Here is a 13,086-nt window from a genome sequence, read left to right as displayed (position 1 = left end):
CCTCACCACCCACTCCGCCGTCGCCGCCGCCTACACCCACTGCACCGCCCCCCTGCGCCGCCTCGCCGACCGCTACACCAGCGAACTCTGCCTCGCCGCGGTGTCCGGCGACGCCCCGCCCGACTGGGTGCTCGCCGCCCTCGACGGACTGCCCGCCGAGATGGCGGCCGGCGCGCGCCGCGCGAACGCCGTGGAACGGGAGTGCGTGAACGTCGTCGAGGCGGCGGTCCTCGCCCCCCGGATCGGCGAGACCTTCGACGCCTGCGTCATCGACATCGACGACCGCCGCCCCACCACCGGCACGGTCCAGCTCACCGACCCGGCCGTCATCGGCCGCGTCGACGGCGCCCACCTCCCCCTGGGAGAACACCTCCGCGTCCGCCTCACGGAAGCCGACCCGACCCGGGCGACGGTCCGGTTCACGCCCGCGTGAGGGGGCCCGTGTGTGCCACGATCGAGGGAACGGTTCCCGATCTCACGGCCAGGTGATCAGCCGATGTCCCAGTCTGGCGAGCGACCGAAGGAGGGGCGTGACATGACTGCCATGGCCCATGAGCCGCTCACGCAGGAAGAGGTCCTGCTGGAGGGCTTTCTCGCCCTGGACACCCCGGAGGGTTTCCGGGCCGAGCTGATCGAGGGGGAGATCGTCGTGACACCGCCGCCGGACGGGGACCACGAGGACTGCATCGGGCTGATCGTGACGCAGGTGATCAGGAAGTCCCGCACGGACATGCAGTTCTCGGGGAACAAGGGCCTCAAGCTGGAGGGCAGCCCGAGGGACCACGTGATCCCCGATGGCACGTTCGCCCCCACGCAGCGGCGGCTCTACCGAGGTGCCGACCCGTGGATGCCCTGCGACGGCGTGGCCCTGGTGCTCGAAGTCACCTCTTCCAAGCCGGGTGCCGACCGCGAGACCAAACGCCGCTGCTACGCCCGGGGCGGCATCCCCCTCTACCTGCTGGTCGACCGCGAGGCCGGCGCGGTCACGCTCTTCAGCGACCCCGAGGGGCACGACTACCGCGAGCACTGCACCCGCCCCTTCGGCAAGCCGGTCACCCTCCCCGGTCCCTTCGGATTCGACCTGGACACGAGCGACTTCCTCTGATCCCCTGAGGGCGGGGGGTACGAGGTGAACGGACGGGAAGACGCGCGGTGGACACGGGCCCGGCTCGGGCGCTGCGGTCCCGCGCTGGACCTGCTCACCGCCCGCTTCGACCGGCACGTGTACGCGCCGCACGCGCACGAGGAGTTCACGGTCGGGGTGACCGTCGGCGGGCTGGAGTTCATCGACTACCGGGGCGGGCGCATCCACTCGGGGCCGGGCTCGATCGTCATCCTCGAACCGGGCGAGATGCACACCGGGGGCCCCGCCGCCCCGGACGGCGGCTACTCCTACCGCGCCCTGTACGCCGCTCCCGCCCTCCTCGCCGACGGCACCCTCGGCACCGGCGTCCGGCACTTCCGCGAGCCCGTGCTCGACGACCCCGAGCTGGCCGCCGCGCTGCTGCGCACCCACACCGAGCTGAGCGCCTGCCCGGACCCGCTGGAGGCGGAGTCCCGGCTGCCGTGGCTGCTGACGGCGCTTGCCCGCCGCCACTCCACGGCCCGGGCGGCGAGCGACACCGTGCCCGGCGCCGACGGCATCGCCCGCGCCGTACGCGACCGCCTCGCCGACGAACTCGCCGCCCCGCCCTCCCTCGCCGCGCTCGCCACCGACCTCGGTCTCTCCCGCTACCAGCTGCTGCGCGCCTTCCGTACGACGATGGGCGTGCCGCCGTACGCCTGGCTCGCCCAGCACCGGGTGCACCGGGCGCGCGGCCTGCTGGAGTGCGGGCTGCGGCCCGCCGAGGTGGCCGCGCTGGTCGGGTTCGCCGACCAGGCCCATCTGACGCGCTGGTTCCGGCGGGTGCTGGGGGTGACCCCGGCGGCGTACCGCAACAGCGTTCAAGACGGCGCATGAGGGCGGCGCGCAGACTGCCGCCATGACTGCACGCGGCTGGGCCCTGTTCTCCCTGATGGGAGTGGTCTGGGGCATCCCCTATCTGATGATCAAGGTGGCGGTGGACGAGCTGTCCCCGTCCGTGGTGGTGTTCGCGCGGTGCGCGCTCGGCGCCGCGCTCCTGCTCCCCTTCGCCCTCCGCCAGGGCGGACTCGCCCGCACCGTGCGGACGCACTGGAAGCCCATGCTGGCCTTCGCGGTGATCGAGATCGTCGGCCCCTGGTGGACCCTGACCGACGCCGAACGGCACCTGTCCAGCTCCACCGCCGGACTCCTCATCGCGGGCGTGCCCATCGTCGCCCTCGTCCTGGCCCGCTTCTTCGGCGCCGAGGAACACGTGGGCGCCCGCCGCGTCGCCGGACTCGCCCTCGGCCTCGCCGGCGTCACCGTCCTCACCCTGCCGCACCTCACCGGCGGCGACGCCCGCTCGCTGGCCGAGGTGCTCGTGACGGTCGTCGGCTACGCCACCGCCCCGCTGATAGCCGCCCGGCACCTCAAGGACGTCCCGACCCTCCAGCTCATCACCCCCTGCCTCGTCCTCGCCGCCGTCGTCTACGCCCCCGCAGCCTTCCTGACCCGCCCCGCCACCATGCCGTCGCCCGACGTCCTGGCCGCCCTCGCCGGCCTCGGCGTCGTCTGCACCGCGATCGCCTTCGTGGCCTTCCTGGAACTGATCAAGGAGGTCGGCCCGACCCGGGCGGGCGTCATCACCTACGTCAACCCGGCGGTCGCCGTAGCCGCCGGCGCCCTCTTCCTCGACGAGGAGCTGACCCTGGGCATCGGCGTCGCCTTCACCCTGATCCTCGCGGGCTCGGTGCTGGCCACGGCCGCGGCGCCGAAGCGGGACGTCCGGCGGGTACCATGGTCGACACGGCAGACGAGCCGGGCGGACGGCCGCGTGGAGTCCCCCTAGGGGGCTTCCCGAGGAACGTCCGGGCTCCACAGGGCAGGGTGGTGGCTAACGGCCACCCGGGGTGACCCGCGGGACAGTGCCACAGAAAGCAGACCGCCGGGGACCTCGGTCCTCGGTAAGGGTGAAACGGTGGTGTAAGAGACCACCAGTGCCCAGGGTGACCTGGGCAGCTAGGTAAACCCCACCCGGAGCAAGGTCAAGAGGGAACACTCCGGTGTTCCTGCGCGGACGATCGAGGGCTGCCCGCCCGAGTCCGCGGGTAGACCGCACGAGGCCGGCGGCAACGCCGGCCCTAGATGGATGGCCGTCGCCCCGGCCCCCGCGAGGGAACCGGGGAACAGAACCCGGCGTACAGCCCGACTCGTCTGCCCATGCCCGCGGGCGTGGGCGCCTCGTGTCACCCGCAGCCGCCCCCACCCGGCTCCGCAGGCAGCAGCCATGCCTTGCTCGCCGGGAGCTTCAGCGGCTCGCCGGTGACCTGGTCCCACAGGACGGCCGTGCCGGCCGCGACGTTGATGAGCAGGTAGGGCCGGTCCGGGTCGAGGGCGGGGCCCTCGCCGGCGATGCGTTCCGGGGCGGTCGTCGTCCGTACGCAGGTCCAGGACGGCTCGACGCCGAAGTAGGGGGGCGGCTCCTCGCCGCGCGCGGCGGCGGCCTTGGTACGTTCCGCTGCCGTGCCCGCCGAGTCCAGGGCGAAGCCGCCCGCGAAGGTGAGGATCACCACGAAGATCAGGGCGTGCAGGACGACGTTGGTGCGCTCGCCCGGCGTCGCGTAGAAGTGGTGGCGGTGCCGGGCCACGCCCCACCAGGCGGGCACCAGCAGCACGTACGCCAGGACCGACAGCAGCTTCAGCGCGGCGAGGAACTGCCAGACCGGCGGGACGTCGAGATCGCTGCTGCTCAGGTCAAGTGCGTCGGCGTACAGGGCGTGCAGGACGGAGCCGGCCGCGAGGAAGGTGGACACCAGCAGCGTGACCACGAGGGGCACGGCCCAGGTGACCCACTCGCCCCACGTCCACTGCCGGACCAGCAGCCACAGGCCCGAGACCACGCCCACGACGAGCAGCGTGGTGAACGCGTCGGACGGCGTCCAGCCGTCGCTGCCGGCGAGCCCCAGGCCGCCGGCCGTGAAGAAACCGGACACGGCCAGGACCACGACCGTGCCCACCGCCCTGCCGTCGGGGAACAGCCGCCGGCCGGCCCGTGCCGCCCCCGCGACACCGACGGCCGCCCCCGCGCCCCAGAACCACCGGCCCGCCGGCCCGGTGTGCACCGCGCACACCAGGGCCACGGGCGCGACCAGGGCCCACGCGACGGCGAGGAACGCCCGGCGCTCGCCCTCCTCCTCCGGCCAGCGCCGCCGCGCGTCCTTCCACAGGCCGTCCAGGGGCCGCACGGCCACCGCGGAGGCGTGCGCCCCGTGTCCGGCCCGCGCCAGCCGCAGCGCCTGCCCCGCCGGACCGGTCACGAGGCCGCCGGCGTCGTAGGAACCGCGTGCGAGCGCCCAGGAGGCGACGTGCCTGCGCCAGGGCGAACGCAGGGCCCGGCGTCTGCGCCGCGCGTCGATGACCCGCCAGCGTGAGCGGGTCTCCCGGTCCCGGTGCAGGGGCTCGGCGCGCAGCACGTACGCCTCCAGCCGCGCGGCCCGCGCCGCCTTGCGGACCCGCTCCGCCGCACCCTGGTCGCACCCCTTGGCGATGCCGAAGAGCCGCACCTCGATCTCGTAGACCCGGGTGCCGGGGTCGGGGGTGACCGCGTGCCCCAAGGGCCCCTCGCCGGCGGGGTGGTGGGCGCGGACGGGCCAGCCGTGCCGGTCGAAGCGGTCCTCGGCCTCCTGCCAGTCGTCCGGCCCGCCCCGGACCTCCACGAAGACCCGCACCCGCTGGTCGTACCGTGTCTGGGCCATCGGCCGCTCCCCGCCCCTCGCCGCCGTCACGGCGGTACGTCACCGGTTGGCGGATCTTGCGTTCGTCCGGCGTGGGAGGTTACGGGGGGCGGGTGGCGCGAGCCAACCCGGGGCCCGGGGCGGCGGCCGAAGCCCATTCCGGAAAGGCATGTTGAATAGTTGTCACATCCGTATGCGCCACCACCAAGCGCCCGTATAGTTTCGAACCATGGCTGCTGGCGGGGGAGTCCGAGCCGCCTTGTCGACGGAGACGCCGAGCTGGGCCGTGCGGATCCGGGGAGCGGACGGGGAGATCGCGGGGGCCGGCATTCTGCTGAGTCCCGACCGGGTCCTGACCTGTGCCCATGTGGTGGACCGGGCGGCGGAGCGGATCACCGCGGAGTTCGTGGGCGCCGCCGGTCACACGGTGCCCGCGGTGCCGGCCCGGGTGGACGCCTGCGTGCCGCAGACCCTGGACGCCGACCGCGATCCGAGCGGGGACGTCGCACTGCTGCGGCTGGAGCAGCCCCGGCCCGCCGGGGACGCGGTGCGGCTGCACCGGCTGTCCGCGCCGGGCCGCGAGGTGCGGATGTACGGCTTCCCGTACGACCACAACGGCGGCATCTGGTTCCGCGCCACCGTCGTCGGCGGCCGGGGCCGCGACGGGCAGGTGCAGCTCGCCCCGACCAGCCCGGGCGAGCTGGCCAGCCCCGGATGCAGCGGCGCGGGTGTCGCAGACAGCCGCACCGGCGAGGTCATCGGCATGGTCCTCAGCGCCACCCGGGACCGGCACGGCAACCTGTTCTCCTTCATGAGCCCGGCCGAGACGATCATCCGGCACCTGCCCCAGGTCCACCGGTGGACCGCCGGGCGCACCGCCGTCGACGACCGGCTGAAGTCCACGGAGGGCGACGCCTCCGCGGAACTGCTCGACGAGCCGTTCGCGCAGCGCCTCGCCGCCTGGCTGCGCGACGACGGCCAGCAGGTGAAGATCAGCGTCGTCCGACGCGGCGACGGCCCCCGCGCCGCCACCCTGCGCCGCGCCATCACGCTCGCCGACCGCGAGTTACGCACCGGGGTCTCCGTCGACCGGGCCTCGCTCGACCCCCCGGAGACCGTCCCGTCGGCCGGCGGCCACGATCTCGCCGTGGACGCGGCGGGCCTCACCGCCGCGGAGATCGCCGAGCGGATCGCCGAACGCATGGGGCTGTGGCAGCACCCGGCCGGCTCCGCGCTCGACCGGATCAGAGCCGCCGACGTCACGCTCACCCTGGTCGTCGTCGGTGTCGACGAGGCCGTGGACCCGCCCGCGCTGCTCGAGCTGCTGGACGTGCTGCGTGCCGGGGGCAGCCGGCTGCTCCTCGTCTTCCGCACCGCCGGCGCCTGCCACCGCCAGGCCTGCCGGACACTGGTGACCGAGCCGCTGCGGGCGCGCCGGGCGCGGCTCGTGGAGCGGCTGCGGGAGGTCACGGGACCGCTCGCCAGGGCCCTGTACGAGCGCCGGGCCGTCGTGGTGCCCGACGGGATCCGTCCCCTCGACGGGGACCTCGTCGCCGCCCACGCCGCCCTGGCCGACCTCACCCGCGCCCCGGGCGATCCCGGGACCGGCCCGGACCTCGCGCGCTACGAGCGGCTGGCCGAACGGGTGGCCGCCCGCCTGACCCGCGCCATCGGCCGGCTCGACCGGCTCCACGACCGCCGCGAGGAACTGTGCGGCCGGCTGCGCAGCTACCACGTTCTGCACCAGCACGCCATCCAGGGCGAGGAGGACCCGGCGGTGGACGCTCTCTATCTCCGGGCACATGAACTGCTCCAGGCCGGACCGTGCGACGTACGGGCGGCCGAGGCCGCGGTCGACGCCTACACCCAGCGGGTCGACCGCCACGACGGACAACGGCAGAACCAGGGCGGGGGGTCGTCGTCATGAGTACGGCGATGAGCACGGCGCGCCACTCGGGGCGCACGGGTGAGGAGTTACCCGGCAGGCGGTCCGCTCGGTCCGCTCGGTCCGACGGGCCGCTCTCATGACGGGGCAGCCCTGTGCCAGACCCGACTGCCAGGGCGGCCGCATCATGGTCACCGGCTTCTGCGACACCTGCTTCCGCAAGGCCCTCACGCCGCCGCAGCCGGAACCGGACCCCGCGGACCCCGCGGACCCCGGAACCGGTGAGCGCGGCGAACCGGCGCGCCGGCCTGCCGCGTCCGGCCCCAGCGACCTCGAACTCGACCTCGACGGCCTGCTGGTCCTGCCGTACCTGCCCTCCCCGGAGCCCTCGGAGGCCGCCGACACCACCGCCCGGCCGCCCACCGGTGGACGGCGGTGCGGGGTCGACAACTGCGCCGGGACCATCGGGGTGTCCTACGACGGCGGGCCGGCGCCCGACCACGGGTTCTGCCCGGAGTGCGGTACGGAGTACTCGTTCCGGCCGAAGCTGCGCCCCGGCGACCGGGTCGGCGGCCACTACGAGGTGCTCGGCTATCTCGCGGTCGGCGGGCACGGCTGGGTCTACCTGGCCGAGGACACCCGTGTGCCGGGGCTGCACGTCGTCCTCAAAGGGCTGATCAACACCGGGGACGCCGTGGCCCGGCGGGCGGCCGTCGAGGAGCGCCGCTCGCTGACCACGCTGCACCACCGGGACATCGTCCGCATCGTGACGTACGTCCAGCACCAGGCGGACGGGGACGCCGAGCCGACCGGGTACATCGTGATGGAGTACGTCGGCGGGCGCTCGCTCGCCTGGATCCGGTGGGCCCCCGAGGACGAGCTGGCGCGGCTGTTCGGGGACGGGGGGCTGGAGTTCGGGCATGTGATCACGTACGGCTGCAAGATCCTCGGAGCCCTGGAGTACCTGCACGACCAGGGCCTGCTGTACTGCGACATGAAGCCCGAGAACGTCATCCACTACGGGCGGGAGATCAAGGTCATCGACCTCGGCGCCATCCGCCGGATCGACGACCGCACGTCCGGGCTGGTGTACACGCACGGCTACGCGCCGCCGAAGAAGGAACGCGACGAGCGCGGCCTCGACGTCGACAGCGACCTCTACACCGTCGGCCGCACCCTGAAGGTGCTCGCCGGGCGCGCCACCCCGCCCGCCGGGCTCGCCGCCCGTTCCTTCGAGGCGCTGATCCGCCGCGCCACCCACCCCGAGCCCGCCGCCCGGTTCGGCTCGGCGGCGGAGATGTCCCGCCAGCTGTGGGAGGTACTGCGCGAGCACCAGGCGCTCAGCGGGCACGAGCCGTATCCGGAGCGGTCCACCCGGTTCGAGCCGACCGCGGCGGTCTTCGGCGCCGCCCTCGGCACGGTCCCGGCGCTGGCGCACTGGACGCTGCGCCACCGGGCCGGGCCGCCGCCGCTGCCCGCCGGCGCCCCGGACCCGCGGGAGGCGGCGCGGGCGCTGCCGGTCCCGATCCCCGATCCCGGGGACGCCGCCGCCGTGCTGCTCGGCGGGCTCGCCGCCGGCACCCCGGGCCGGATCGCCGAGCGGGCGGAACGCGACCCGGCGCTGCGCACCGTGGAGAGCGCGCTGTGGCTGTGCCGGGCCTATCTGGCCGCCGGGGACGACCTGCGGGCCGACGCCTGGCTCGGAGTGGCCCGCGAGCGCAGCGGCGACTACGACTGGCGGATCTTCTGGCACTCCGGGCTGGTGCGTCTGACGCGGGGCCTGGTGGAGGAGGCGGAGGGCGAGTTCGCCGCCACCTACGCCGCCCTGCCGGGCGAGGCCGCGCCCAAACTGGCCCTCGGCTACTGCGCGGAGTACCTGGCCGGGCGGATGCGGGAGGCCGCCTTGGCCGGGCCGGTGACCGAGCGGGACCGTACGGCGCGGCAGCCGGCGACGGTGCGGCGCGTACCGCGGGACGGCGAGGAGCAGCCGGCCGGACGGGCCCTGGCCCGGGAGCGGCAGGCCGAGGAGTACTACGAAGCCGTGTGGCGGCGCGACCGCACCCAGGGCAGCGCCGCCTTCGGACTGGCCCGCATCCATCTGGGCCGCGGCGACCGGAGCCGGGCCGTCGCCGTGCTGGACGAGGTGCCGACGACGTCACGGCACTACGACGCCGCGCGCGTGGCCGCGATCCGCGCGCTGGCCGGCCCGCTGCCGGGCGGGCAGCCGCCGCGGGTCGGCGGACTGGTGGAGGCCGCCGAGCGGGTGGCCGGGCTGTACCTGGACGACAGCGGATCACGGGACCGGCTGGTCACCGAGCTCCGGGAGTACGCGCTGGTCTGCCGTCCGCCCGGCGGCTGGGGCGCCGGCTTCCCCGCCGGCGGGCTGTTCGGGGCGGAGGACACCCCGGATGCGCTGCGCGCCCTGCTGTCCCGGTCGCTGAAACGGCTCGCGGAGCAGGCGAGGGAGGAGGGCCCGCGCGGCGATCTGCTCGACCTGGCGTACGCGGTGCTGCCGGAGCCGGCCGGACTGCGGGAACTGCTGTGGAACCGTCGCCGCCGGCGCAGGGCGGAGACGAGTCGGCGTACGGCGGAGGCGTGACGGTGGAGGCGTGACGGTCGAGGCGTGACGGTCGAGGCGTGACGGTGGAGGCGTGACGGTGGACGGCGACGACGAGGGGGAGGTGGACGGACCCGTGGAGACAGGAGCGCCCCGGGAGGGCGGAACGGGCGGGCAGGTCACGGTCGGGCTGGAGATCAGCCAGTGGAAGTACCTGTCCGGCGAGACGAGCGACCCGCAGATGCACGCCATCCTCAGCGTCCGGGTGGACGGCACCGAGGGCGGCGGCGGCCCCGGACCGGTGCTCGCGCAGGTGCTGGCGGTGGACTGCTCCAGCTCGATGACCTGGCCGCCGGAGAAGCTGCACGCCGCCCAGCAGTCGGCCGTGGCGGCGATCCGGAAGCTGCCGGACGGCACGCCGTTCGCGGTGGTCCGCGGCAGTGACGCCGCGACCATGGCGTACCCGGACGTGCCGGGCATGGCACGGGCGGACGCCCGCACCCGGGCGGAGGCGGAGCGGGCCGTGCTCCGGCTGGTCGCGGGCGGCGGCACCTGCATCGGTGCCTGGCTGGACCTCGCCCGCCGGCTGCTGACCGAGCAGGGCGCGCCCATCGGGCATGTGCTGCTGCTCACCGACGGCAAGAACGTGAACGACGACCGGATGCCGCTGGCCGGGGTGCTGGACGCCTGCGCGGGCCGCTTCGTGTGCGACGCGTGGGGCATCGGCGACGGCTGGGACGGCCACGAGCTACTGAGGATCACCCGCAGGCTGCACGGCAGCGCCTCCTCGGTGCGCGAGGAGGCGGCCCTTCCCGGCGAGTACCAGAAGCTGATGGACCGGCTGCTCACCAAGAGCGTGCCCGAGCTGGCGATCTCCGTGAGAACGATGGCCGGGTCCGCCGTCCGCTATCTCAAGCAGGTCTTCCCCACCGAGGTGGAGCTGGCCCCCGACGGGGACACCCAGCGGTTCGTCACCCGCGCCTGGGGCGACGAGACCCGCCGCTACCAGCTGTGCCTGTCCGCCGACCCGGCCGGCCGGCCGCGCGGGGAGGACCTCCAGCTCGCCGTGGTCACCGTCGAGGTGCCCGGCGATCAGGTGCGGCTGCCGCCGGCGCAGCCGTGCGTGGTGCACTGGACCGACAACCCCGCCCTGTCCCGGCAGACCGACCCCCAGGTCGAGCACTTCGAGGCCCACCAGCGGCTCGGCGAGGCCGTCGCCGCCGCCACCGACGCGCACCGCCGCAAGGAACGGGACCTGACGGAGCACCACCTGGGCCGGGCCGTGCAACTGGCCCGGGCGATGCGCGCCGAGGAGCACCTGAACCGGCTGGCCCGGCTGGTGGAGATCGAGGACGCGCAGACCGGGCGGGTCCGGCTGCGCGCCGACGTGCGGGCCGTCGACTTCCAGCATCTGATCACCGCGAGCAGCCACAGCACCTACGGCCCCGCGTCCGGCACCGGCAGCGCCGCGGGCGTCGCGGCGGGGGCGGGGCACGGCGCGGCCACCGTGCCCTGCCCGGCGTGCTCGAAGAAGGCGCCGGCCGCGGCCCGGTTCTGCCCGTACTGCGGCCACTCCTTCCGGGAGCCCTCGTGAGCACCACCCGCCCGGAGCTGATCCGAAGACTCCGGTGGCTGCTGGGCCTCGGGCTGGCCACCACCCTCGCGCTGTTCGTCGCCTACCGGGGCGTGCACGACGACACCGTGCCGCTGTCGTCGGCGAGCGCCCCCGGCATCCTGGCGGTCGACACCGCGCGCAGCGCGATGAGCCAGGCCCACGAGGTGGTCGAGGACAGCGGGCGGACGGGCGACATGAGCGGCGAGTTCCACACCCGGATCTCGGTCGCCCACCAGAGTCTCGCCCTCGCCGCCTCGGAGAACGTCACCGGCCTGGCGGGCCGCCACGACCTGCAGACCGTCACCGGGCTGATCGCCGTCTACTCGGGCTGGGTGGAGCGCTGGGGCCAGGAGCCGGACGGCTCCCCGCTGCGCGCCGCCTATCTGCACTACGCGGAGCAGGTCCTCGGCCAGGGCAGCGCGCCCGGCACCGACGGGGACATCATGAGCCGCCTCGACGCCCTGCGCGCCGAACAGCTGGACGAAGCCCAGCGGCAGGCGGACTTCACCTGGCAGCAGTGGCTGTGGTGGAGCGTCGTCGCGGTGCTCTACGTCGCGCTGGTCCTGGGACTGCTGGAGGCCCAGCGGTTCCTCCGGCGCCGCTTCCGCACGCCGGCGCAGCCGCTGCTGCTCGCCGCCACCGCGCTGGCCGGGCTGGGCGTGCCGTTGCTGGCGTGGATCACGCGCACCGCGCAGGGCGCGATGGAGGACTCCGTCGGCCGGCTCCGCGTGCCGCGCGGCGACCCGGACGACATCCCCTCGGTCGCCGTCCAGGTCGAGGACGCGCTGGCGAACGCCGGCTGGTGGGCGTCGCTGTCCGACGGGGTGCTGCTCGCGGGCGCCCTGCTGCTGGCCCTGACCGCGGCGGGGCTGTGGCCGCGCATCGACGAGTACCGGTTCCAGGAGCGGCGATGAGACGACCACGACCTCGTACCCTCCTCGTCCTCGCGGTCTGCCTGGCGCTGCTCGGCACCACCGTGTACGCGGGAGTGCGCTGGGCGCAGGCGTGGAAGGGCTCGGTGACCCTGCTCGCCAACTGGAGCGGCACCGAGCGTGAGCAGTTCGAGGAGAACGTCATCCGCCCGTTCGAGGACGAGTACCGCATCGACGTCGTCTACCAGGGCAGCTCCGCGCTCAGCCAGGTCCTCGCCGCCGACATAGCGGCCGGCAACCCGCCGGACGTGGCGGTGCTCCCGGGGCCCGGCGAGTTGCTGTCGTACGCCGTCGACGGACGGCTCCACCCCCTGGACGGCCTGTTCGACCGCCGGCACTACGACGGCATCTGGGCCCCCGAGGTGACCGTCCCGGGCAGTGGCGGCCACACCTACTGGCTGCCCGTGAAGACCGGCCTGAAGAGCATGGTCTGGTACGCGGGCGACCGGCCCACCGCCCGGTCGGCGGCCGGGCCGGAGCGGTGGTGCCTGGGCATGGAGTCCGGTGCCACCTCCGGCTGGCCGGGCACCGACTGGGTGGAGGACATCCTCCTCCAGCAGGCCGGGCCGCGGGTCTACGCGGACTGGGCCAACGGCAGGCTGCCGTGGACCGACCCCGCCGTACGCAAGGCCTGGGCGACCTGGGGCGAGATGGCCGGCGCGGGCGGGAGCCGGGCCGAGGAGGCGCTGACGGCCGGCTTCGGCGCGGACTGCGCCCCGGGACGCCTGGAGCACCAGGGTTCCTTCCGGGCCGGCCACTGGCAGCGGGCGGGCGGCGACTACGTCCACTTCGCCGACGTCGTCCCGGACGCCGGCCCGCGGGCCGGGGCCTGGGAGGTCTCCGGGGACCTCGCGGCCCTGCTCAACCCGACACCGGAGGCCGAGCAGCTGATCCGCTATCTGGCCGACCCCGGCACGGCGCTGCCCCAGCACACGGCGAACAAGGCGGCGGCGCCGGACGGCGGTCGGGGCGGCACGGCGGACGAGGTCGGCAGGATCCTGCGCGGCGGGACGGGCGGGACCCGCTGCTGGGACGCCTCCGACGTGATGCCGCGCGCCACCCGGGACGCCTTCCACCAGGCGGTGCTGCGCTACCTCGTCGAACCGGAGAGCCTGGACGGGCTGCTGACGGAACTGGACGACCTGGAGGACGCGGCCAGCGTGAGCACCGGACCGGAACTGCCCGTGTGCGGCGGCTGAGCACCCCGGGCCGGCCGCCCCGCTCGCCGTCGACCGTGCTGGGCCTGCCGCCCAGCTCGCCGCCGGCCCCGCCGGGTCGGCTGCCCTAGGCCGTGTCCGCA

8 protein-coding genes, 1 other RNA gene and 2 pseudogenes are annotated in these 13,086 nt (G+C 74.9%); 10 read left to right on the top strand and 1 reads right to left on the bottom strand.

Annotation, left to right across the window (positions count from 1 at the left end):
• The 5 genes and pseudogenes from CCN42_RS31090 to rnpB form a co-directional block, all read left to right on the top strand.
• A pseudogene (locus CCN42_RS31090) lies at positions 1-433 on the top strand (RNB domain-containing ribonuclease); the annotation flags it as partial.
• A gap of 102 nt (positions 434-535) precedes the next feature.
• Positions 536-1,105 carry a Uma2 family endonuclease gene (locus tag CCN42_RS31085; protein ID WP_086740616.1) on the top strand — a complete coding sequence of 190 codons (570 nt, stop codon included), beginning with the start codon at positions 536-538 and terminating at the stop codon, positions 1,103-1,105.
• 24 nt (positions 1,106-1,129) lie between these two features.
• Complete coding sequence (locus tag CCN42_RS31080) at positions 1,130-1,960, top strand: AraC family transcriptional regulator (RefSeq protein ID WP_086740614.1); 831 nt, start codon at positions 1,130-1,132, stop codon at positions 1,958-1,960.
• A 22-nt stretch (positions 1,961-1,982) separates the two neighbouring features.
• Positions 1,983-2,762, top strand: a pseudogene (locus CCN42_RS46250) (DMT family transporter); the annotation flags it as partial.
• A gap of 115 nt (positions 2,763-2,877) precedes the next feature.
• An RNA gene (rnpB, locus tag CCN42_RS31070) (RNase P RNA component class A) lies at positions 2,878-3,280 on the top strand.
• A gap of 29 nt (positions 3,281-3,309) precedes the next feature.
• On the opposite strand, the gene CCN42_RS31065 is transcribed toward rnpB, so the two are convergent.
• Entirely contained in the window at positions 3,310-4,818 is a 1,509-nt protein-coding gene (locus CCN42_RS31065; RefSeq protein ID WP_086740613.1) for a hypothetical protein, read from the bottom strand.
• A gap of 238 nt (positions 4,819-5,056) precedes the next feature.
• Between CCN42_RS31065 and CCN42_RS31060 the strand changes: the two genes are divergently transcribed.
• The 5 genes from CCN42_RS31060 to CCN42_RS31040 all read left to right on the top strand — a co-directional run bounded on the left by CCN42_RS31060 (position 5,057) and on the right by CCN42_RS31040 (position 12,985).
• Entirely contained in the window at positions 5,057-6,724 is a 1,668-nt protein-coding gene (locus CCN42_RS31060; RefSeq protein ID WP_245877545.1) for a S1 family peptidase, read from the top strand.
• A 97-nt stretch (positions 6,725-6,821) separates the two neighbouring features.
• Positions 6,822-9,281, top strand: a complete 2,460-nt coding sequence (locus CCN42_RS31055; RefSeq protein WP_169731560.1) for a serine/threonine-protein kinase — start codon at positions 6,822-6,824, stop codon at positions 9,279-9,281.
• Positions 9,282-9,333: 52 nt separating this feature from the next.
• Positions 9,334-10,833 (top strand): VWA domain-containing protein, encoded by a 1,500-nt coding sequence (locus tag CCN42_RS31050; RefSeq protein ID WP_245877544.1) that lies wholly within the window; start codon positions 9,334-9,336, stop codon positions 10,831-10,833.
• Positions 10,830-11,768, top strand: a complete 939-nt coding sequence (locus CCN42_RS31045; RefSeq protein WP_086740609.1) for a hypothetical protein — start codon at positions 10,830-10,832, stop codon at positions 11,766-11,768. Before CCN42_RS31050 ends, CCN42_RS31045 begins: the two co-directional genes overlap by 4 nt.
• Entirely contained in the window at positions 11,765-12,985 is a 1,221-nt protein-coding gene (locus tag CCN42_RS31040; protein WP_086740607.1) for an extracellular solute-binding protein, read from the top strand. Before CCN42_RS31045 ends, CCN42_RS31040 begins: the two co-directional genes overlap by 4 nt.
• Positions 12,986-13,086 lie beyond the last annotated feature (101 nt).

The sequence above is a fragment of the Streptomyces glaucescens genome, assembly GCF_002154375.1.
Taxonomy (GTDB): domain Bacteria; phylum Actinomycetota; class Actinomycetes; order Streptomycetales; family Streptomycetaceae; genus Streptomyces; species Streptomyces glaucescens.
Note: the sequence above shows the minus strand (reverse complement) of the source record. Positions and strands in the feature narration are given on the sequence as shown.

Excerpts from the sequence above, each read along its gene's own strand:
- CCN42_RS31085 (WP_086740616.1), top strand. The coding sequence starts at position 536 with ATGACTGCCATGGCCCATGAGCCGCTCACGCAGGAAGAGGTCCTGCTG.
- CCN42_RS31065 (WP_086740613.1), bottom strand. The coding sequence starts at position 4,818 with ATGGCCCAGACACGGTACGACCAGCGGGTGCGGGTCTTCGTGGAGGTC.
- CCN42_RS31055 (WP_169731560.1), top strand. The coding sequence starts at position 6,822 with ATGACGGGGCAGCCCTGTGCCAGACCCGACTGCCAGGGCGGCCGCATC.
- CCN42_RS31040 (WP_086740607.1), top strand. The coding sequence starts at position 11,765 with ATGAGACGACCACGACCTCGTACCCTCCTCGTCCTCGCGGTCTGCCTG.